The organism is Nocardia crassostreae, from assembly GCF_001613405.1.
GTDB classification, from domain to species: Bacteria; Actinomycetota; Actinomycetes; order Mycobacteriales; family Mycobacteriaceae; genus Nocardia; species Nocardia crassostreae.
In genome coordinates this window covers 33,907-54,033 of sequence record NZ_BDCH01000036.1, presented here as the reverse complement: position 1 = coordinate 54,033, position 20,127 = coordinate 33,907, and the positions used below count along the sequence as shown (strand labels likewise).

Sequence of the window (20,127 nt, the reverse complement as noted above, 5' to 3'; positions counted from 1 at the left end):
GTTGACAGACTTAGGTCCGCCTAACCTAAGCTGTCGGCTCGTGACTTTGGTTGACGCGACACGTACGCGGGCGGTGCGCAGACGAATACCGTTGCTCGGCATCGGGTTGGCCGCGCTGATCGTGATTGTCGTGCTCAGCCTGGCCTTGGGTGCGCGGTCGGTGCCTGTGCCCACGGTGCTGGCAGCGCTTTTCGGTGACGATCGCAGCCGCGACGGCATGGTCATCACGGGTATGCGGCTGCCGCGGACCGTGGTCGGGCTGGTCGTCGGGGCCGCGCTGGGGCTGGCCGGTGCGGTGGTGCAGGGCATCACCCGCAATCCGCTGGCGGCCCCGACCACCCTCGGTATCAATGCGGGCGCCGGATTCGCGGTCGTCACGGCCATTTTCGCGCTGGGGCTGAACCAGCCGGTGCAGTACATCGGATTCGCCTTCGTGGGTGCGGCGGCGGCCGCGATCTTCGCGCTCGCGCTCGGACGGCGCGCCGGTGATCTGGATCCGGTGCGCCTGGTGCTCGGCGGCACGGTGCTGCAACTGGTGCTGGTGTCGTGGACCTCGGCGGTCATGCTGTTCAGTGAGCGCACCCTCGACGAGGCGCGGTTCTGGCTGGCCGGGGCCATCTCCGAACGCAACTTCGATGTGCTGGTGCCCATGCTGCCCACCCTGGTGCTCGGCGCGATCCTGGGAATCGCGCTGGGTCCCGCATTGAATGCCCTGGCGCTGGGTGACGAGTCGGCGCAGGCGCTCGGTGTTCCGGTGGCGCGCATTCGATTCGCGGGGCTGGTGGCGGTGATCCTGCTCGCCGGTTCGGCGGTCGCCATCGCGGGACCCATTTCGTTCATCGGTTTGGCCGCACCGCATCTGGTGCGCCTGGCGGTCGGCAACGATCACCGGCTGCTGATTCCCGGCTGCCTGATCGCGGGTCCCCTGCTACTGCTCTCGGCCGATGTCCTCGGTCGCGTCATTGCCCGGCCGTCGGAGGTGGAGGTCGGCATTCTCACCGCCTTCCTCGGCGCGCCGCTGCTGGTCGTGCTCGCCAAGCGGGGTGCGGCGCGATGAGCGATCTCGCCACCGTCGAGCGCGGCCGCCCGTGGAAACCGTCGCGCGGCACGGGAGATTCGAAGCAGCGCAAGACCGCTCCGACGACGGCCGCCCGGCGGCGGCGCACCGCACTGCTCGGCGTGCTGTGCACCGCGGCCCTGGCGATCCTCACGACGATTGCCCTGACCTCCGGTGAGATGGCCATGCCGGTCGCCACCGCCCTGCGCGCCGCGGTCGGATTCGGCGACGCCGGAGACATTTTCGTGGTCCGGGAGTTCCGCATGCCCCGGCTGGCGGCCGGTGTGCTGGCCGGTGCCGCCTTGGCGGTGTCCGGGGCTGTCCTGCAACGGCTGCTGCGCAATCCCTTGGCCTCCCCGGATCTCATCGGCGTCACCGGCGGCTCCTCCGTGGGCGCGGTGGCGATTCTGGCCCTCGGAGCGGGCCAGACCCTGATTCCGTTGGGCGCATTCGGCGGCGGCCTGCTCGCCGCGGCCCTGCTCGGCGGGCTCGGCCGGGCCGGACTGCCCTTGACCCGCCTGATCGTGGTGGGACTCGCGGTCCAGACCGGATTGCAGGCCGCGGTCAACCTTTTCGTCGTGCGTTTCCCCGCGGAACTGGCCAGCTCGGCCAAACAATGGACCACCGGCTCGCTCTACGGCCGCACCTGGACCGAGGTGACGGGCGCGGCCATCGCCTGCGTGGTGGTGATCGCCCTGCTGTTCCTGCAATACCGGACGCTCGCCGCGCTCGATCTCGGCGACGAATCCGCGGGCGTGCTCGGCATTTCCGCGCCCAAGGCCCGGTTGCGGCTGCTGGTGACCGCCGTGGTGCTGGCCTCCCTGGCGGCGGCGCTCACCGGCCCGATCGCCTTCGTGGCCTTGGCGGTTCCGCAGCTGGTGCGCATGCTGGTCGGCCCGCCCACCGCCGCCACCATGGTCGTCACCGGGCTGGCGGGCGCGACCCTGCTGGTCGGCTGCGATCAACTGGCCCAGCACGTGCTGCCCGGTGGAGTGCCGGTGGGCGTCGTCACCGCCACGGTCGGAGCGCCGTGGCTGCTGTATCTCATGCTGCGCGAGAGCGGCCCGGCCCATCGGAGGACATCGTGAGCGAGAATGTGCTGGCCACAAAGGATCTGGCGCTGCGCTACGGCGACCGGGCGATTATCGACGGCCTGGACCTGACGCTGCCCGGTGGTGCGGTCACCGCCATTGTCGGCCCCAATGCCTGCGGCAAATCGACCCTGCTGCGCGCCCTGTCGCGGCTGCTGCGCCCGTCCGGCGGCGCGGTGACCCTCGATGGTGCGGACCTGCACCGCATGTCGGCGCGCGCGCTCGCCCTGCGCCTGGGATTGCTTCCGCAGCAACCCATTACGCCCGAGGCCATTACGGTCGAAGCACTGGTACGGCTGGGTCGCTATCCGCATCAGCGCATGCTGCGCCCGTGGTCGGAATCCGATCAGGCGGCCGTCGAGGATGCCTTGCGCCGCAACGGAACCGACGGCCTGCGCGATCAGCAGGTGGACCAGCTCTCGGGCGGTCAGCGCCAACGCGCCTGGATCGCATTGGCGCTGGCGCAGGACACCGATCTGCTGCTGCTCGACGAGCCGACTACCTTCCTCGATCTGCGCCATCAACTCGATGTGCTGGACCTGGTCTCGGAGCTGCACGCCGAGGCGGGCCGCACCGTCATCATGGTGCTGCACGATCTCGGGCAGGCGGCCCGCTACGCCGATCACCTGGTGGTATTGCACGACGGCCGCCTCGCCGCCGCGGGCGCGCCCGCCGAGGGGCTCGACGCCGAACTCGTGCGCACCGTCTTCGGCGTCGACTGCCGGGTGATCCCGGATCCGGAAACCGGTACCCCGCTGGTCGTTCCGCGCAGCCGCGCCGCCCGCCACAACAAACCAGACTTCAGCGCCGCCCCGGCCTGATCCCGAACGTCACACCCCAACGAGAAATGAGGACGATCATGTCCACACGACGATTCCGCATGCGCGGATTCGCCCGCGTCACCGCCGCGATCTGCGCGGCAGCCATCGGCATGTCCGGCCTCGCGGCCTGCGGAAACGGTTCCACCACCAGCGATTCGCCGGTGTCGGCGGCGGATTCGGCCAGCTTCCCGCGCACCCTCGACACCGTGATGGGCCAGGTGACCATCCCCAAGGCGCCGCAGCGCGTCGTCGTGCTGGACACCGCCGAACTGGATTCGACCACGCTGCTCGGCATCAAGCCGGTCGGCGCGGTCATCCCACACACCAAGACCAAGGGCGGCTTCCCGGAATACCTGGCCGCCAAGCTCGACGGCGTCACCGATGTCGGCCCGCTGCTGGAGCCGAATCTGGAGCGCATCGCCTCGCTGAAGCCGGATCTGATCCTGTCCTCGAAGGTCCGCCACGACAAGATCTACGACAAGCTCTCCGGTATCGCGCCGACCGTCTTCACCGAAACCACCGGCGGCCCGTGGAAAGCCAATCTCGCCGTGCACGGTAAGGCCCTCGGCCTGGACCAGCAGGCCGCCGACGCCCTGAGCGCCTACGAGGCCCGCGCCCGCGCGCTGGGCGAGGCCATCAAGACCAAGAACAACGGCGCCCTGCCCACCGTCTCGGTGATCCGTTTCCTGGCCGGTCCCACCCGGCTCTACCAGAGCAATTCCTTCAGCGGCGTGGTGCTCGGCGATATCGGCCTGGCCCGCCCGGCCTCGCAGATCTCCACGGATCCGAAGAAGATCATGACCGAGGTCAGCGCCGAGCAGATCGATCAGGCCGATGCCGACATCATCTTCGTTGCCACCATCGACGATCCGGGCAAGACCGAGAAGAACGCCGTCACCACCAGCCCGGTCTGGAAGGACCTGCGCGCGGTGAAGAACAATGCGGTCATCGAGGTTCCGGACGAGACCTGGATGTCGGGCATCGGCGTGCAGGCCGCGGGCCAGATGCTCGCCGATGTGGCCAAGGCGACTGGCGTGGAACTGCCGAAGTCCTAGTCCGACACCTTGATGACGAGCTTGCCGAGATTCTTCCCGGTGAGCAGTCCGCGGAAGGCGTCGACGGCCTGATCCAGGCCGTCGACGACATCCTCCAGATAGGTCAGACGGCCATCGGTCAGCCAGCCGGTGGCGTCGGGATGGAACTCGCTGAACTGGCCGAGGAATTCGGTCTGGATGAATCCGCGCAGCGTCAGGCTCTTGCGCAGAATCAGACCCATGAGCAGCCCCATGCGATCCGGTCCGGGCGGCAGCTCGGTGGCGTTGTAGCCGGAGATCAACCCGCACACCGGGATTCGCGCGAACTTGTTGAGGCGCGGCAGCACGGCGTCGAGTACCGCCCCGCCGACGTTCTCGAAGTAGACGTCGATGCCGTCCGGCGTCGCGGCGGCCAGTTGATCGACGAAATCGTGCGCCTTGTGGTCGATGGCGGCATCGAATCCGAACTTTTCGCGCAGCAGCGCGACCTTCTGCGGCCCGCCCGCGATGCCGACCGCGCGAGCGCCCTTGATCTTGGCGATCTGGCCGACGGTCGCGCCGACCGGTCCGGTCGCGGCCGCCACGACCACGGTCTCACCCGGTTGCGGGCGGCCGATGGTGAGCAGCCCGGAGTACGCCGTGAAGCCCGGCATACCGAGCACCCCCAGCGAGGTACTGATCGGCGCGACCGCGGGATCCACCTGGCGCAGGTACTGCGTCTTCTCGACCGAATGGGTCTGCCAGCCGCCGTACCCGAGCACGATATCGCCGGGTCGCAGTGCGGGATCCTCGGATTCGAGCACCCGGGAGACCGTCGCACCGTACATGGTCTCGTCGATCTCGACCGGCGGCGCATACGAGGGCGCATCGCTCATCCGGCCGCGCATATAGGGATCCAGCGACAGGTACAACGTCTGCAGCAGCGCCTCACCCGGCCCCGGCGGCGGCAGTTCCACCGTCTCGGTGCGGAAGTTCTCCTGCTCCGGCATGCCGGTCGGGCGGGAGGCCAGGACGATCCGGGTGCTCTTCATCGGCGGCACGACCTTTCGATGGGCGACCGCCCCATTCTCGGCCAGAGGTGGGCCCGAAACGCCGGGTTTCGCCGGGCGTGTCCCGGTCAGCGGTCCTGCGGCAGCCCGCCGCGCCAGATATCGAAGCTGGCCATGATGTGGTTGCGCACCGTACTCCACTCCGGGACCAGCCTGGATGCCGCGGGCACCGAGGTGGTCAGCAGAATGCCCGCCACGGTAATGAGCGTAATGCGCATCCAATCCCGCGCGCCCGGACGGTCGGCGAGCTCACCCAGGACCTGACGCGCCACCGAGAACACGGTCGCCTCGATGTGCGCGACGAGATCGGCCACGGTGGTGGCCATTTCCGGATCGGTGCGGGCGGCGGTGAGGAATTCGAACCCCACGCTGACCGGAGCCGCCTGCGCCAGCGCCCAGAGCGAGTCGATCAGTTCGGCCACCTGTTCGCGCTCGGATCCCGTAATGCCGGAATGGGTTTCGACCACCGCCTGCGCCGTCTGATCGGCCAGCCGCCGGATGGCCGCGTCCAGCAGGGCCGCGCGCGTCGGGTAATAGTGCTGCACCGCACCCTGACTCAGCCCGGCCAGCTCGGCCACGCCGCGGGTCGAGGTGGCGGCGTGCCCGTGTTCGACGAGGCTGGCCACGGTGGCGTCGAGAATGGCGGTGCGGGTGTCCTCCCGCTGGTCGGCCCGGCTGCGTTTGGTTTTTCCCGTGGAGACCGGCACGTTGCCCACGATACCGGTCCGAATACGAACAAGTCACCCGACTTGTGAAGTCTCACGACTGATCAATACGCTTGCCGCATAGCCGATATGGAACACGACGAGGTGATCTTTCATGGCGAATCAGGATGTCCGCATCTGGCGGCGCGGCCCCGCGCCCACTCCGGCCGGATTCGAGGATTCACACGACTACGGGTATTTCGGCCCGGGCTCCCAGGTCTGGCGGGTGCTGCTGCACCCGGTGGTCGCGCCCTATCTGGCTCCGGTGACGGCCATGCTGGAGCTGACCCACATTCCCTTGCAGGCGGTCATTCTCGACCACGATCCGCTCGCCGTGCAGGGCCGCAGCCAGCGCCGCATGAGCCCGATCGAAGTGGTCCGCCGCGCCCAGCGCACGGTCGGCGTCCCGGTCCCGATCATTCTGGGCGACAAGGCAACCGCCGACCGCATGGCCGCACACCTGCGGCGCTACCACCGGACGATGACCGGAACCATTCCCGGCACCGGGGAACCGTACGCCGCCCAGGGCGCGGAACTGGTGCTGTTCGCCCACGTCACGATCATGCAGGCGGCGCTGCTCGTCTACGAGAACCTGGCCTTCGAGGGTCTGCGCCCGCCGCACCGCCTGCCACTCGACGAGCGCGACCGATTCTGGTTGGAGGCCAAGCACTTTGGCCTCCTCATGGGTGCGCGACCGGAGGAAATCCCGACGACCTGTGCCGGGGTCGCCGAATACTACGCGGGCATCGCCGACCGCTTCGGCGTGATCGACCGCTTCGGCCCCGACCTTGTGGTCGCGCCCTTCCTGGCCATGGCGCGCGGCTTCTCACCCGCACAACTGCGCGAGTTCGGCCCGATACTGCTGGCGGCCTTGATTTTCCCGCAGCTGGTCGCGGTGATCCCGCGCCCCGCCCGCCGCAACCTCGGCGTCCCGGCCTTCCTGGATCCCCTGCTGACGCTGTCGCTGCGCCTGACCCGCCCGGCCATGCTGGCCTTCACCTTCCGGCCGTTCGCCGATGCGATCAACCGGCAGATCAGCGGACCGGACGCGATGCGGCTGGCCGAACACGCCCGCCAACTCCAGACGAGGGTGGCCTGAGCGCGGCCCCCGGCAATGAACCGGCCATCAGCCGCGGGCGGCGGTGCGCCGCGCGGCTTGGGTGGGTTGGGGGAGCAATGCTTCCAAGGCCTTTCGCAGGTGGTCGCGGGCCTTGTCGGTGCTCAGTTCGCCGCACAGCCAGCGCGAGGAGAGCCCCTCGGTGAGGGCGGTGGCCGTAATGCCCGCATCCTCCGCATCGACGGTGTCGGCGATCTCGCCGAGGGCCTGCGCCACCCGGATGGCGTCGGCGATCTCGCCGTCCCAGTGTCGGGAGGTGCGGGCCAGTGGTTCGCGGACGACGTCCTCGTAGACGGCGCAGGCGCGTAATTCGTTCCAGGCCAGGGAGATCTCGCGGACTTCCGGGTTGTCCTGGATTTCGCCGAGCATCTGGTTGATGAGGCGCTCACGCGGGGACTCGGAGTGGTCCTAGGCGACGCGATAGGCGCGGGCGCGGTCGTTGATATAGGTCAAGGCCGCGGCGAGCAGGCCGCCGCGATCCTTGAAGTGGTAGTAGAGGAGGCCGGGGGAGACCCCGGCCACCTCGGCCACATCGCTGACCCGCAGGCCGCGCACTCCTCGCTGGGCGATCGCTGTGGCACTGGCCTGCAGGATCGCTTCCCGCCGGCTCGTCATGCCACAACTCCTTCGTCCGTTCGCAAAGCTGCGGTCAGCCTAACGCAGCGGGTTGCTGCTGGGTGATGCAGTGGATGCCGCCGCCGCGCGCGAAGATCTCCCGCGCGTCGACCGAGACCACCGTGCGCCCCGGGTACGCCTCGGCGAGCATGTCGCGGGCCTTGGCGTCGGCGGGATCGTCGAAGCTACACGCGATCACGCCGTCGTTGACGACGAGATGGTTGATGTAGCTGTAGTCGACCCAGCCCTCCTCGTCGCGCAGCACCTGCGGTGCGGGCACTTCCGTGATGTCCCAGGTATTGCCGAGCACGTCCTGTGTCTCACGCAGCCCGGCGATGATGTCGGCGGTCACGGCGGCATCCGGATGGGAGGCATCGTTCTGCGTGTGCACCAGCAGTTTCCCGGGCGCGGGAATGGCGGCGACGATGTCCACACGTGTCCGCGCGTGCCGAAGCGCTCGCTGTCGCGGACGAGTCCGCGCGGCAGCCAGATCACGTGCGACACACCGAGAGCGCGCTTCAGCTCGGCCTCCACCGCGGCCTTGTCGAGCCCCGGATTGCGGCCGGGATCGAGCTGCACCGTCTCGGTGACCAGCACCGTGCCAAGCCCGTCGACCTGAATGCCGCCGCCCTCGTTCACGAGCGCGGAATCAATGATCTCCGCTCCCGCCAGCCGCGCCACGGTCGCGCCGATGTGCTGATCGCGCTCCCAGCTCGCCCATTCCTGTGCGCCCCAGCCGTTGAACACCCAGTCGATCGCGCCGAGCCGCCCGGCCTCGTCCAGCACGAAGGTCGGCCCGATATCGCGCATCCAGGCATCGTCGAGCGGTGCCTCCACCACCTCGATGGACGCCGACAGATACTTGCGCGCCGCTTCGCGATCGGCCGGATCGACCACCATGGTGACCGGCTCGAAGTCGAGCACGGCGTGCGCCACCGCCGACCAGGCGGTGCGCGCATTGTGCACCGACTCGGCATCGTTGAAGGCGGTCGCTCCCACCGGCGGGAACGCCATCCAGATCCGTTCCTGCGGAGCGGTTTCCGCGGGCATGCGCCAGGTCACGACGTCACCGCCCCGTGCGGCTGGTTCACGGCCACCGGCGCGGTGAGCGCGGCGTAGGTGTCGGGGCGGCGGGTGGTGAGGAACGGGAACAGGTCCAGCCAGTCGCCGCGCTGGGCCAGATCCAGATCGGCCACCAGCACCGCCGCCTCATCGCGCGGCGCCTGCACCAGCACCCGGCCGTATGGATCGGAGATGAACGAGGAGCCGTAGAAGTTCACGCTGCCCTCATCGCCGAAACGGTTGGGCACCACCATGAATGTGCCCGCGGTAATGCCATTGCCGACGATCACGTGCTGCCACAGCCGCTGGGTGTCGAAGGCTGGGAAGGACGGTTCGGAACCGATCGCGGTGGGGTAGACCAGGATTTCCGCCCCGCCCAGCGAGTACGCCCGCGCCAGCTCCGGGAACCACTGATCCCAGCAGGTCGGCAGGCCGAGCGCGGCGCCGTCGAGGGCGGCCGGGCGGTACACCGGGTAGGCGTTCTCCGGCGGACCGGCGCGGAAGTAGGTGTCCTCGTAGTAGCCGTCACTGATCGGAATGTGCAGTTTCCGTGTGCGCCCGAGCAATTCGCCGTCCGGCGCGACCAGGATGGCGGTGTTGAAGACCAGTCCGTCCGCGGCCTCGGCGCGCTCGTAGAGCGAGGCGTGCACCAGGACCCCGTGGCGGCGGGCCGCCTCGGCCGCGAAGGTGAAGGTCGGCCCGGTCAGCAGATCCTCGGCGTTCGCGCCGGGGTTCTCGCCCGCGCGCACATCGCCCGGATACCGCGACAGCGTCAGCTCCGGCAGGAACACCGCCTTGGCGCCCTGCGCCGCAGCGAGGGCGATGCCCGCGTCGAGCTGGGCGCGCAGTGCGTCCGCATCGGGCAGCCAGCGGTGCTGCACCAGGCCCACGCGCAGCGGCGCGCGATCGGGCTCGGTCGCCCGGGCGAACGACGGCGGCGGGGTGAACGCGGTGGCGAGAACGAAATCCTGCTTGACCATGGAGCTTCATGCCTCCCTTGTGGGTGCGGGTGTGCCACCACCATAGGAACTGAAAATTCAGTCAGTCGAGACCTGGCGAGAAGTTTTTCCTGCATCCCAGGTCATAGTCATGACATGGAGCTCTGTCGACTGGCTCCATTGTCTAAACTGAAAGCTCAGTCAGAATGCGCCCTCAGCGGCGCAGTGCGCTGCCCGCCACCCACTGGTCCCACGGCACGCCCCAGTCGCCGTTCTGCCACACCTCGAGCGGGTCGCCGCCGGTATTGCGGACCTCCACGACATCGCCGATCCGCACGAACTCGAAGAACCACGCGGCATTGTCGCTGCTCAAATTCAGGCAGCCGTGCGAGACATTGGTGCTGCCCTGCGCCCAGACCGTGGAGTCGAGCGCGTGCAGATAGATGCCGTCGGTGCTGATACGGGTGGTCCAGTTGATGCGTTCCTTGTAGCCGAGCCGGGAATTCACCGGCAGGCCGTAGGTGGAGGAATCCATGATCACCGGATTCGCCTTGCCCAGCACGGTGTAGACGCCGGGCTGGGTCCAGAAGGTAATGGTCCGCCCGCCCACGGTGGTGCCCCCGCCCATGCCCATGGAGGTCGGCATGGTGCGCACCAGAGTGCCGTTCTCGAAGACCTCGATCTGATGGGTGTTGTCATCGGCGATGGCCACATGCGACGGGCCGATGACGAAGCCGACGCCCGCGTCCTCCTGGCCGAACAGCCCGGGACCGACTTCCGCGCCGAAAACCTTGGCGGACACCGAGACCCGCGTGCCCGGGGCGTAGTACTCGCGCGGCCGCCAGTGCACATTGCGGTTGTCCACCCAGTTCCAGGAACCGGTGACCGGGGGAGTGGTGGTGACGGTCAAGCGGCGCTCGGCGGCGGCGCGGTCGGGGATGTTCTCGTCGAAGTGCGCGACGATCACGGTGCCGACGCCGTACGTCGCGCCCTCGACCAGCGGATCGGCGCCGGTATTGTGCAAGGTCACCTTGGTCTGGTTGTCTGGTGTCACCGTCGAGAAGGTGGAGGTGATCGGCCCCGTCGGCCCGGTGACGGCGAGGCCGGTGGCGGTGACGGTATAGGTGCGCCCGTAACCCAATTGCTCATTGGGTCTCCAGCTCGTGTGGTCCGGAGTCAGCGTCCCCTCGATGACCCGGCCTTCCTCATTGGTCATGGTGACGCTGCGGAGCACACCGCTGCTGGTACTGACCGAGACCGGGGCGGCCGGATCGACGTGCTGTGCCCCCGACTGCGGCAGCACGGTGATCACAGGCGGGGGCGGTGCGACGATTTCAGGTGTCGCGCTCGGCGTCTCGGACGACGAGCAGGCGGTCAGGGCAATCAGCGCCCCGAGAAATCCGGTGGCGGCGGGGGATCGAAAACGGTGGGTTTGCATAGGCTCTCCCTCCATCTTGTTACGGCCCCAGGCTAGTAGAACTCGCCGGATTTGCGCTGATACGCGCCGTTTACGCGGCCGGGCGGAGCAGATTTCCGCGCAGCACACCGTGGGCGGTGCGCACGGCCACCACGGCCCAGGCGCTTACCAGCAGGGCGTAGAGAGCCACCGCGATAACGGCGAACAGATCGGCGCCGGTGTGTGCGAACAGCACGGTGGTGCCGGTGACGCAGGTGCCCAGCGGGAAGGTGAAGCCCCACCAGGTCATATTGAAGGGCATGGACTTGCGGGCGTGGGCGGTCACGGCAATGGCCAGGGCCAGCCACAGCATGGCGAATCCCCAAGTGGGAACACCGAACAGCAGGGCGAACTCGTTCAGGCCGCGGGCATCCTCGGCGGGCAGCGCGATCGGGGCGACCTGGGCGAGCTGACCGGCGGCGGTGACGGACTGGCCGAGCGGGCCCAGCACCAGCCACACGGTGGCGACCATTCCGGCCGGGGGCAGCCCGTGGTGCAGCAGCCGCGACCAGATCAGGGTGATGGTCACGATGGCGGCGATGAGGGTCAGGCCGAACATGGCCAGGCAGGCGAACAGCAGGGTCAGTCGAGCCTGACCGGCGGGGGCGTAGGGCACCAGCAGGGCGCCGGTGGCGGCCGAGACCATGGGCGGCACGACCGGCATGAGCCAGCCGCCGAAGGCGGAATCGGGATCGAAGTTGTGCCGGGTGATCATCCGGTAGGGGATGGCGGCGGCGGTCATCAGTCCCAGGACGGTGCCCGCCGACCACAGCGCCCAGTCGATGGTGAGCGCGGCGGACAGGCCGATGATGTCGCGGCCCAGGGTCAGGGTGCCCGCGCCGACGGTCAGCAGGGCCATGGGCAGCGCGCCGTAGAACTGCATCATGACCGGATTGGCGCCGTGCGACCGGGCGGCCTCCGGGTATCGCCGCCAGTGCGCGATCCAGGCGACGGCCAGCACGACGAGCAGCAGTGACGCCAGCCCCCACACCACGGTGGCGGCGGCACGCAGGCCGGGGAACTGCAATGGCAGGGTGGCGGCGGCATTGGCGACAATGCCGGTGCCCATCACCACGGCGAACCAGTTGGGGGCCAGCTGGCGCACCGAATTGCCGGGTGCGCGCCGGGTTCCGGCGGCGTGCCCGTCTTCGGCGATGGGCCGCGGCGCGGACGCCTCGCCTTCGACGGCCCGGGGTGCGGTGTCGGTGTGGTGGCGAAGGGTCACTGTGGTCATGCATCCAGCATCGGCCGCGCGGATATCACCCGCTAGCGGCGTCGATTCGATGGATACATAGATCCGTTCTATGACCTGTCGGGTGGCGCGACCGCGCGCAGAATATCGAGGAAGGCGCGCATCCACTGCGGATGGTCGGGCCAGGCCCGGCCGGTGACCAGTGCGCCGTCCACCTGCGCCGGACTGTCGACCCAGCGCGCCCCGGCCGCGGTGATATCCGGTTCCAAGGCCGGATAACTGCTGGTGGTGCGGTTCGCCAGCACGCCCGCCGCGGCCAGGATGAGCGGTCCGTGGCACAGCGCCGCAATGGGTTTGCCCGCATCGGCGAAGTGCTGCACGATCATCCGGCAGTCCTTGCTGCCGCGCAGATACTCCGGCGCGCGCCCGCCCGGGACCACCAGCGCCGCGTACGCGTCCGGATCCACCTCGTCGAAGGCCAGATCGGCGGGCCAGGTGCGGCCGAGTTTCTCGGTGTAGGTATCGAATCCGGGTGCGAAATCGTGCACCACGAACTGGAGTTGTTTGCGAGTGGGAGCGGCCACGTCGACCTCGTATCCCTCTTCCAGCAAGCGCTGATAGGGATACATCACCTCGAGGTCCTCGGCGGTATCTCCGGTAATCAGAAGTACCTTCGGCATCACGCCACCTCCGCCTCGAATCGTAGTCGGAATGGCGGTGGCGACAGGGGCTTTCGCGAAGCGCGGCGGCGGTAGCCGAAGAGTATTAGTCTTGGCGGAAAATGTCATGGTGTGCCCGGAGTTGTCTGGGAACGCTGATGGTCGCCGCCGAACGGGCAGTGCGTGTGGGACTGCACCGCGGCGGAACACGATTGGTGCAGGTACATGGCGGAGAAGGACTTCGGGGAGAAGTCGGGGCGGGGAGTTGCGCGGTGAGCGGGGATGAGCGGTTGGCCCGGGTGATTCCGTTTCCGGTGCCGAAACCGCCCCCGCCGCGCTGGACCGGGCCGGTCGGGCCGAAGCGGTCCATGCCCACCAAGCCGGTGGTGCGCGACGCCAAGCTGATCGGCTTGCCCGTCGCCTATCTGGGGCGGCGCGTGACCGGCCGGGGGCGGCGGCTCATGGGGCAGTCCCCGGACGATATCGAGCAGGACATTCAGCAGCGCACCGCCCGGCACTTCTTCGAGGTGCTGGGCGAGTTGAAGGGCTGCGCGGCCAAGCTCGGGCAGGTGGCCGCCATCTACCGCGCGGCCCTGCCGGTCGAGTTCGTGCCCGCCGACCTGGCCGGGGCCATCGGGACGGAGATGGGCCGACTACAGGATTCCGCGCCGCCCATGCCGCCCGAGGTGGTGCGCCAGGTGATGGCCCGGAATATGGGCCCCGACTGGTTCGACGATTTCCAGAGCTTCGACGAGCACCCGGCGGCCGCGGCCTCCCTGGGGCAGGTGCATCGCGGGGTCTGGTACGACGGCCGCACCGTCGCGGTGAAGATGATGTATCCCGGCGCCCGCGCGGCCGTCGACTCCAATCTGCGGCAGCTGCGCGGATTGTCGGGCCTGTTCGGCGCCCTGTTCGCGGGCGCGGATGTGCAGGCCGTCATCGAGATGCTGTGCGCCAATATCTACGACGAGCTGAACTACCGCCGCGAGGGCATGTTCCAGTCCTGGTTCGCGCGCGCCTTCGCCGGTGATCCCGAATTCGTGGTGCCCAAGGTCGTGGTGCACAGCAATGACGTGCTCATCTCCGACTGGGTCGAGGGCGTGCCGGTGAGCCGGGTCATCGAATCCGGCGATGCGGACGAGCGCAATCGGGTGGCCTTCCAGATCCTGCGCTTCGGCCGGGCCGCGCACGAGCGGTGCGGGGCGTTCGCCGGTGACGTGCATCCCGGGAATTTCCTGGTGCTGCCGGACGGGCGGCTCGGGGTCGTGGATTTCGGTGCGGCCGCGGAGTATCCGCCGCAACTGCGCACCATGGTCGCCGAGATCGGGGAGGCCCTCTACAACGGCACGCCCGCCGAGGTGGAGGAGGCGCTGCGCAGGCACCGATTCATCCGTGGTGGACAGGAATTCGATGCCGAGGAGCTGGTGCGCATTGCCGCGCCGTTCCTCGACATTCTGCTGCGTCCGGAACTGCGACTGTCCAATGAGTGGCTCCGCGAACAGGTTTCGGCCATTGCGGAGATCCGGTTGTCGAATGTGTTCCGGCAGATGACGCTGCCGCCGGAGCTCACGGTGACCGGACGCGCCGTTGTCACCGGCTTCGGCATGCTGTGCCAGCTGGGCACCCAGGATTCCATCCGGGACGAATTCCTGGCCTGGTGGCCGGGATTGGCGGAGGCGGTCCGCCGCCACGAGGACCGTCGGGACCCAGCGCCGACCGCTACCCCCGAACGCTGAGCCGCCGCGCGCGCAGGAGTTCGATGAACTCCTCGCGCGTGAAGGCCTCCGGGACGACCTCGGCGTCCTCGCCGCTCCAGGCGGTCGGGAATGTCGCGGGCAGGGTGGTGAAGCTGTGGTGCCTGAAGGGGAAATACTTGTTCCCCCAACACATCTCGATATGGGTGCTGGGCCGGATCGGTGCGGGATCGCCCTGATAGTTCACATAGTAGGTGTTCGATCCGGCGCAGGCGTCCGACAGCCACATGGTGTGGGAGCCGCGTTCGACGCATTTACGGAAGTAGGCGTCGTGCGGTTCCTGTCTGATCTCCACCGCGGTGGCGCCGCGCCGCCGGGCCTCGCCGATGGCGCGGGCCGCGTGCCGGGCCGTGCATTCGATCATGGCGATATAGGACCCGGCCGCGAAACCGTAAGGGCCCGTGATGAGAAACAGATTCGGGAACTTGGGCACGCTGACGCCCTGGTACGCCTGATAGCGGTTGCTGTCCCAGAACTCACCCAGATCCAGCCCGTCCCGGCCGCGCAACGGGTAGGGCGGGGCGTACCCCTTCTCCAGTACCCGGAATCCGGTGGCGCACACCAGCACATCCGCCTCGTGATGGTGGCCGTCCGCGGTGACCACCGCGCCGTCGGTCACCTTCTCGATGGCCGCGCTCACCAATTCCACATGCGGGCGGGTGAATGTGCGCAGATAGCGGTTCGACACCGACGGCCGTTTGCAGCCGGGCGCGTAATCGGGCGTCAGCCGCGCGGCCAGCTCCGGATGATCGGGCAGCCAGGCCCGGTACATGAGCCCGCCGCCGCGTTGGGCGAGCTTGACCAGGCCGGGAATCCGGCTGTGGAACACCCCGACTCCGGAGATGCCGAAGTCGATGCCGAGGGTGACGGCCGCCCGCACGGCGCGGCGCAGCGGGCCGACAGTGACCAGGATGTCCTTGGCCAGGGCCGGAATCGGGAAGTCGGGTTTGGGGGCCACCCAGATGGGGCGGCGCTGGAAAACCGTCAAATGCGAGGCCACATCCGCCATTTCGGGAATCAGCTGCAAGGCCGTGGCTCCGGTGCCGATGACGGCGATCCGCTTGCCGGTGTAGTCGTAGTCGTGATCCCAGCGCGCGGTGTGCACGATCTTGCCCGCGAAATCGTCGATGCCCTCGATCTCGGGGAGTTTCGGGATCTCCAGCCCGCCCACCGCGCCGACCACGAAGCGGGAGGTGACCTCCTGTCCGGTCTCGAGGGTGCCGCGCCAGAGGTGGTTGCGCTCATCCTATCGCCCGCCGACGACCCTGGTGTTCAACAGGATTCGCGGCCGCAGCCCGTAGGAGTCGACGACCTGATCGGCGTACGCCTTCACCTCGGCGCCGGGGGCGAACATGCGTGACCACCGCTTCGGCAGCTCGTAGGAGAAGCTGTAGTAGATCGACGGGATATCCACGGCCACGCCGGGATAGGTGTTCGCTTGCCAGGTGCCGCCGATATCGCTGTTCTTCTCGACGATGAGGAAGTTGTGTATCCCGGCCCTGCGCAGTTCCACGCCCATGCCGATGCCGCCGAAACCGGCGCCGATGACGACGACCTCGAAATCGGGGCGTTCGAGGGCCTGCGGCTGGGCCGTGCTCCGTTGGGCTGTGGACGAGAATGCTGTCGACACGGGTCACCTCCGGTGGTGCTTTCCCTCCGACGGTAGCACTGTCTGGGACAGCGATCCAGGCCTAGCTCACGATCGAGAATCGGCGCGGCTTCGGCGTCGCGCGCAGCTGGCGCACGACGGCCAGATCCGTCGGCAGGTCGCGGCGGGTGTCGAAGCGCTCCATCATGGCGGCCAGTTCCGGTGACCAGCGCGCGAATTCGGTGCGTATCGGTCCCTCGGTCTCCAGTTGGCAGAGCGTGCCCAGGGCGGTGATCAGCGAACGGGCCAGCGGAGTGAATCCGGCGGCCATGGTGAGCTGGCGGTTCGGGTTCGTCAGCCGGGGATCCAGGAAACCGTGCACCCGCCCGCGCATCCACTCGTTGCTGAAGCGGAAGGTCGGGCTGACCACCGGTTCGAACAACAGCGCCATGGCCTCACCGATGGCGGCCACGTCGAAGCTGCGCTCCGGTTCGACGAAACCGTGGCGGCGCATGGCCTGGTCGAGCGCGTCGGGCCCGCCATTGAGCGTGGCATCGGTGAGATCGCCGACCAGTTCGGCGAATTCGGTGCCCTCCCACGGTGCGCAGGCGCCGAAATCGACCACGCCGAGCCGACCGTCCGGCAGGACCCGGAAATTGCCGGGGTGCGGATCGCAGTAGATCAGCCCGGTGCGCATCCACGCGGAGAGCACGAAACGCAGGATCTGCATGCCGACCCGGCTGCGCTCGGCGGCCGTACCGGATTCCAGCACACGCGATACCGAGGTGCCGGTGAGCCATTCGCTGACGATCACATCACCGCGCTGGGTGATCACCCGGGGCACCACGAAATCCGGGTCATCGGCATAGGCCTCGGCGAAACGCCGCTGGTAGTCGGCCTCGGCGGCGTAATCGAGCTCCTCCTCCACCCCGGTGCAGATGGCCTCGGTCACGGCCTTCGCATCGGCGCCGGGCAGGAATACGGTGGCCAGCACCGAGATCCGCCGCAGCTGTTCCAGATCGCCGCGCACCGCCGTGCGGGCCCCGGGATACATCACCTTCACCGCCGCCGGTCGCCCGTCCCGCCAGATCGCGCGGTGGACCTGACCGATGGAGGCGGCCGCGGCGCGGCGGTCGTCGAATTCCCGGAAATGCCAGCGCCAGCTCGCGCCCATGGACTCCGCCATGGCGGAGTTCACGGTGGCGGGCAGCATGATCGGCGCCGAATCCTGCAGCTGGGCCACCGCGGCCCGATACGGTTCGGCCAGGCCGGGCGGGAGGACGAGTTCGTAGATCGACAGCAGCTGGCCGAGTTTGGTCGCGCAGCCCTTGAGTTCGCCGAGCACCTCGAAGATGTGCTGGGCGGTGCGCATCTGGATATCCAGGTTGACCTCGCTGGATGTGCGGCCCAGCGCTCGTTTGCCCACACCCGCGGCCTGCCGTCCGGCGAAGGCGACCGGCAGGGTGGCGAGTTTGGCATTGCGAACCAGGGTGCGCCGTGGCGGTGTTCGTCCAGACATTGCTCACCTCGTTGTGTCCGCAGCCCGCAGGGGGTGTGCAGGTGCAGTTTGGCACACGACAGCCTAAACTGTCTGGGACGTATTCGAAAGTTGTCGAAAGGTGACGGGATGGGAGCCCAGACGGTCGTCGCCGACGTCGCGGACGAGCTCGCCCGCCGGGTCGTGACCGGGATGTACGAACCCGGTGACCTGCTGCCCTCCGTCCGTCAGGTCGCCGAGGAATTCGAGATGAACCGCGCCACCGCGCAACTGGTGCTGGGCCGGTTGGAGTCCTACGGATTCGTGGACGCCCATCGCGGTCGTGGCTTCACGGTGCGCGATGTGCGCCGCGACGGCGGGGTGGACGTGTACCGCCGCTTGTTCCGGCTGTCGCCGCCCGATATCGCGGTGGCCATGTTCCGCGATGTGGTCGAGACCGAACGCGCCATCGTGCTGGACGCGCTGCTCGCCTATACCGAGAGCGAGCAGCGGATCGCCCCGGCGCGGCTGGCGGCCCAAGTCGACGAGCTGGAAACCCTCGCGCGCGGCGCCGAACCCGATCGGCACGACCTTTTCGGCATCGAGGTCGAACTGGTGCGCGCACTGCTCGGCGAGCTCGGGCACACCATGCAGCGGGCGGTGCTGAATTCACTGGCCGAACTGCTGTCCGGAGTCCCGGCGGCGGTCGAGGCGTACTTCGCGGTCACCGGATCTGCACGTGCTGGTGTGGCGGGCGCTGCTGGCGGTGTGGGAATCCGAGGCCGGTCCGTCCGAGGCGCAGCTGGCATTGTTCGAGGATCTGTTCGCCATGTACCACGAGAAAGTGGTGGCGCGGTTCGAGGAACTGGTGCGCGGCGGAGCCGATCCGGCGGCCCGGAGATCCGCGACCGCGTAACGGATTCGGCTGTGCCGCGGCACCCTCGGTCCTAGGGCGCGACCATGGTCGCCGCCGTGACCAGCGTGGCGATAATGGCGATGGCCAGCACCGCCACGATCACCAGATTTCCGCGCGTCGGGGGTTCGGCGCCCGGTTGCGGCTGCGGTCGATCGGCCATCGTGCTCAACTCCTGGGAAAATCGGCGGGCACCGGATTGTCATCGTATTCCGGTGGCTCCCAGTATGTTTGCAGACCGCCTCGAGACCGCGTGATCTCGGCTGCCGGAACTGCTGCCGATCAGTATTTTCCGAACAGCACCGCGGCATTGTGGCCGCCGAAGCCGAAGGAGTTGTTCATGGCGTACTCGACGGGAGTGTGCCGCGGTTTGGCGTGGACGATATCGAGATCGATTTCGGGGTCCTAGTTTTCGAGGTTGAGAGTGGGCGGGATGACCTGGTCGCGCAGGGTGAGCACGGAGATGACCGCCTCCAGTGCGCCGACCGCGCCCACCGAATGGCCCAGGGCGGATTTCGGGGCGTAGACCGACGGGTGGCTGCCGATGGCGGCGGCGATGCCCTTGGCCTCGGCCAGATCACCCATGGAGGTGCCGGTGGCATGGGCGTTGACGTGGTCGATCTCGGCGGGGGTGACGCCCGCGGTATCGAGGGCCCGGCGCATGGCCCGGGCACAGCCCAGGCCCTCCGGGTCGGGAGCGACCAGGTGGTAGCCATCGGCGGTGAGGCCCGCGCCGAGCAGGCGGGCCAAGGGTTTCGCGCCGCGGGCCAGCGCGTGCTCCTCGGATTCGACCAGCAGCAGTGCGGCCGCCTCGCCGAAGACGAACCCGTCGCGGTCGCGGTCGAAGGGTCGGGAGGCGCGTTCGGGTTCGTCGACGCGAGAGCTGAGGGCGCGGGCCATGGAGAACCCGGCAATGGCCACCGGGTTGATATAGCCCTCGACGCCGCCCGCGACGATCATGTCGGCCTCGCCCCGGATGATGGACCGCCAGGCGTGGACCAGCGCCTCGCAGCCGGAGGCGCAGGCGGACACCGGGGTGACAAGCCCTGCGCGCGCGCCGATTTCGAGGCCGACCACGCCGGAGACGCCATTGGGCATGCTCATCGGAACGGCGAAGGGGGAGACCTTGCGGTAGCCGTGCTCGCGCATGGCGTCATTGGCGGCGACGATGGTGTCCGCGCCGCCGAGTCCGGTGCCGATGCAGACGCCCAGCCGGTCCTTGTCGACCTCGGGCTTACCGGATTTGTGCCACAACCGTTTTCCCATGACATACGACATCTGCTGCACGTAACACATGCGCCGCTTCTTGACCCGGTCGAGTTCGTCGGTCGGGTCGCTGACGAGTTTGCCGCCGATGGCGTTCGGCAGTTCCAGCCGCACCGTCTCCGCATCGGTGAGGCGCTTGGTGCCGCTGACGCCGTTCAGCAATCCCTGCCAGGTCCCCTCCGTATCCGGTGCGATGGAGGTGGTGATCTCTACCGCCGTGACCACGACCGATCGGAATCCGCCGCTGCGGGTGGTGAAGCTGTCGAGTGTCTGCACGATCCTCGAATCCTTACTGTTGCCCCCCGGGCAGTAGTCTCGGACAGTTGGTAGCCTT

At 68.5% G+C, this 20,127-nt stretch carries 15 protein-coding genes and 4 pseudogenes; 7 read left to right on the top strand and 12 right to left on the bottom strand.

The genetic code is table 11. The features are described 5' to 3' along the window. The first annotated feature begins 40 nt into the window (after positions 1-40). From NC4_RS32665 to NC4_RS32650, 4 genes are read left to right on the top strand one after another with little or no spacing between them, the layout of a single operon-like run. The gene (locus tag NC4_RS32665; protein WP_245722096.1) at positions 41-1,057 is read left to right on the top strand and encodes a FecCD family ABC transporter permease; all 1,017 of its coding nucleotides are present in this window, start codon (positions 41-43) and stop codon (positions 1,055-1,057) included. Then, a complete protein-coding gene (locus tag NC4_RS32660; protein ID WP_084529992.1) occupies positions 1,054-2,145 on the top strand; it encodes a FecCD family ABC transporter permease in 1,092 nt (363 codons plus the stop codon). Before NC4_RS32665 ends, NC4_RS32660 begins: the two co-directional genes overlap by 4 nt. After that, complete coding sequence (locus NC4_RS32655) at positions 2,139-2,969, top strand: ABC transporter ATP-binding protein (RefSeq protein WP_218021367.1); 831 nt, start codon at positions 2,139-2,141, stop codon at positions 2,967-2,969. The genes NC4_RS32660 and NC4_RS32655 overlap by 7 nt, the downstream gene beginning before the upstream one ends. Positions 2,970-3,007: 38 nt before the next feature. Then, positions 3,008-4,024, top strand: a complete 1,017-nt coding sequence (locus tag NC4_RS32650) for an ABC transporter substrate-binding protein (RefSeq protein ID WP_067546302.1) — start codon at positions 3,008-3,010, stop codon at positions 4,022-4,024. On the opposite strand, the gene curA is transcribed toward NC4_RS32650, so the two are convergent. Continuing rightward, positions 4,021-5,034: an NADPH-dependent curcumin/dihydrocurcumin reductase gene (curA, locus tag NC4_RS32645; RefSeq protein WP_067546299.1), complete on the bottom strand. Its 1,014-nt coding sequence runs from the start codon at positions 5,032-5,034 to the stop codon at positions 4,021-4,023. The genes NC4_RS32650 and curA overlap by 4 nt on opposite strands. A gap of 86 nt (positions 5,035-5,120) precedes the next feature. Beyond that, positions 5,121-5,759, bottom strand: coding sequence for a TetR/AcrR family transcriptional regulator (locus NC4_RS32640; RefSeq protein ID WP_169814915.1), 639 nt, complete (start codon positions 5,757-5,759; stop codon positions 5,121-5,123). Positions 5,760-5,871: 112 nt separating this feature from the next. On the opposite strand from NC4_RS32640, the gene NC4_RS32635 reads away from it, so the two are divergent. After that, positions 5,872-6,855 carry an oxygenase MpaB family protein gene (locus NC4_RS32635; protein WP_067546293.1) on the top strand — a complete coding sequence of 328 codons (984 nt, stop codon included), beginning with the start codon at positions 5,872-5,874 and terminating at the stop codon, positions 6,853-6,855. Between the two features lie 27 nt (positions 6,856-6,882). Here the strand turns inward: NC4_RS32635 and NC4_RS32630 are convergent. From NC4_RS32630 to NC4_RS32605, 6 genes and pseudogenes are all read right to left on the bottom strand, one after another. Next, positions 6,883-7,488, bottom strand: a pseudogene (locus NC4_RS32630) (TetR/AcrR family transcriptional regulator). A gap of 34 nt (positions 7,489-7,522) precedes the next feature. Further along, positions 7,523-8,550: pseudogene (locus tag NC4_RS32625) on the bottom strand (agmatine deiminase family protein). Further along, positions 8,547-9,530: a nitrilase-related carbon-nitrogen hydrolase gene (locus NC4_RS32620; protein ID WP_067546290.1), complete on the bottom strand. Its 984-nt coding sequence runs from the start codon at positions 9,528-9,530 to the stop codon at positions 8,547-8,549. The pseudogene NC4_RS32625 and the gene NC4_RS32620 overlap by 4 nt, the downstream one beginning before the upstream one ends. Before the next feature lie 172 nt (positions 9,531-9,702). Beyond that, positions 9,703-10,926, bottom strand: coding sequence for a L,D-transpeptidase (locus tag NC4_RS32615; RefSeq protein ID WP_067546287.1), 1,224 nt, complete (start codon positions 10,924-10,926; stop codon positions 9,703-9,705). Positions 10,927-10,996: 70 nt separating this feature from the next. Next, on the bottom strand, positions 10,997-12,178 hold the full coding sequence (locus NC4_RS32610; RefSeq protein ID WP_084529990.1) for a TDT family transporter: 1,182 nt from the start codon (positions 12,176-12,178) through the stop codon (positions 10,997-10,999). 68 nt (positions 12,179-12,246) lie between these two features. Next, the gene (locus NC4_RS32605) at positions 12,247-12,816 is read right to left on the bottom strand and encodes a DJ-1/PfpI family protein (protein ID WP_067546285.1); all 570 of its coding nucleotides are present in this window, start codon (positions 12,814-12,816) and stop codon (positions 12,247-12,249) included. Positions 12,817-13,067: 251 nt separating this feature from the next. Between NC4_RS32605 and NC4_RS32600 the strand changes: the two genes are divergently transcribed. Then, entirely contained in the window at positions 13,068-14,531 is a 1,464-nt protein-coding gene (locus NC4_RS32600; RefSeq protein ID WP_084529989.1) for an ABC1 kinase family protein, read from the top strand. Here the strand turns inward: NC4_RS32600 and NC4_RS32595 are convergent. After that, positions 14,515-16,095 (bottom strand): annotated as a pseudogene (locus NC4_RS32595) (flavin-containing monooxygenase). The gene NC4_RS32600 and the pseudogene NC4_RS32595 sit on opposite strands and share 17 nt — an antisense overlap. A gap of 145 nt (positions 16,096-16,240) precedes the next feature. After that, positions 16,241-17,656 carry an ABC1 kinase family protein gene (locus NC4_RS32590; RefSeq protein WP_084529988.1) on the bottom strand — a complete coding sequence of 472 codons (1,416 nt, stop codon included), beginning with the start codon at positions 17,654-17,656 and terminating at the stop codon, positions 16,241-16,243. Between the two features lie 108 nt (positions 17,657-17,764). Between NC4_RS32590 and NC4_RS32585 the strand changes: the two genes are divergently transcribed. After that, positions 17,765-18,565, top strand: coding sequence for a winged helix-turn-helix domain-containing protein (locus NC4_RS32585; protein WP_245722095.1), 801 nt, complete (start codon positions 17,765-17,767; stop codon positions 18,563-18,565). On the opposite strand, the gene NC4_RS44235 is transcribed toward NC4_RS32585, so the two are convergent. Beyond that, positions 18,562-18,690, bottom strand: coding sequence for a hypothetical protein (locus NC4_RS44235; protein WP_281186561.1), 129 nt, complete (start codon positions 18,688-18,690; stop codon positions 18,562-18,564). The genes NC4_RS32585 and NC4_RS44235 overlap by 4 nt on opposite strands. Before the next feature lie 119 nt (positions 18,691-18,809). After that, a pseudogene (locus NC4_RS32580) lies at positions 18,810-20,072 on the bottom strand (KasA/KasB family beta-ketoacyl-ACP synthase). Positions 20,073-20,127 lie beyond the last annotated feature (55 nt).

Excerpts from the sequence above, each read along its gene's own strand:
- NC4_RS32660 (WP_084529992.1), top strand. The coding sequence starts at position 1,054 with ATGAGCGATCTCGCCACCGTCGAGCGCGGCCGCCCGTGGAAACCGTCG.
- NC4_RS32650 (WP_067546302.1), top strand. The coding sequence starts at position 3,008 with ATGTCCACACGACGATTCCGCATGCGCGGATTCGCCCGCGTCACCGCC.
- curA (WP_067546299.1), bottom strand. The coding sequence starts at position 5,034 with ATGAAGAGCACCCGGATCGTCCTGGCCTCCCGCCCGACCGGCATGCCG.
- NC4_RS32635 (WP_067546293.1), top strand. The coding sequence starts at position 5,872 with ATGGCGAATCAGGATGTCCGCATCTGGCGGCGCGGCCCCGCGCCCACT.
- NC4_RS32620 (WP_067546290.1), bottom strand. The coding sequence starts at position 9,530 with ATGGTCAAGCAGGATTTCGTTCTCGCCACCGCGTTCACCCCGCCGCCG.
- NC4_RS32615 (WP_067546287.1), bottom strand. The coding sequence starts at position 10,926 with ATGCAAACCCACCGTTTTCGATCCCCCGCCGCCACCGGATTTCTCGGG.
- NC4_RS32610 (WP_084529990.1), bottom strand. The coding sequence starts at position 12,178 with ATGACCACAGTGACCCTTCGCCACCACACCGACACCGCACCCCGGGCC.
- NC4_RS32605 (WP_067546285.1), bottom strand. The coding sequence starts at position 12,816 with ATGCCGAAGGTACTTCTGATTACCGGAGATACCGCCGAGGACCTCGAG.
- NC4_RS32590 (WP_084529988.1), bottom strand. The coding sequence starts at position 17,656 with ATGTCTGGACGAACACCGCCACGGCGCACCCTGGTTCGCAATGCCAAA.
- NC4_RS32585 (WP_245722095.1), top strand. The coding sequence starts at position 17,765 with ATGGGAGCCCAGACGGTCGTCGCCGACGTCGCGGACGAGCTCGCCCGC.
- NC4_RS44235 (WP_281186561.1), bottom strand. The coding sequence starts at position 18,690 with ATGGCCGATCGACCGCAGCCGCAACCGGGCGCCGAACCCCCGACGCGC.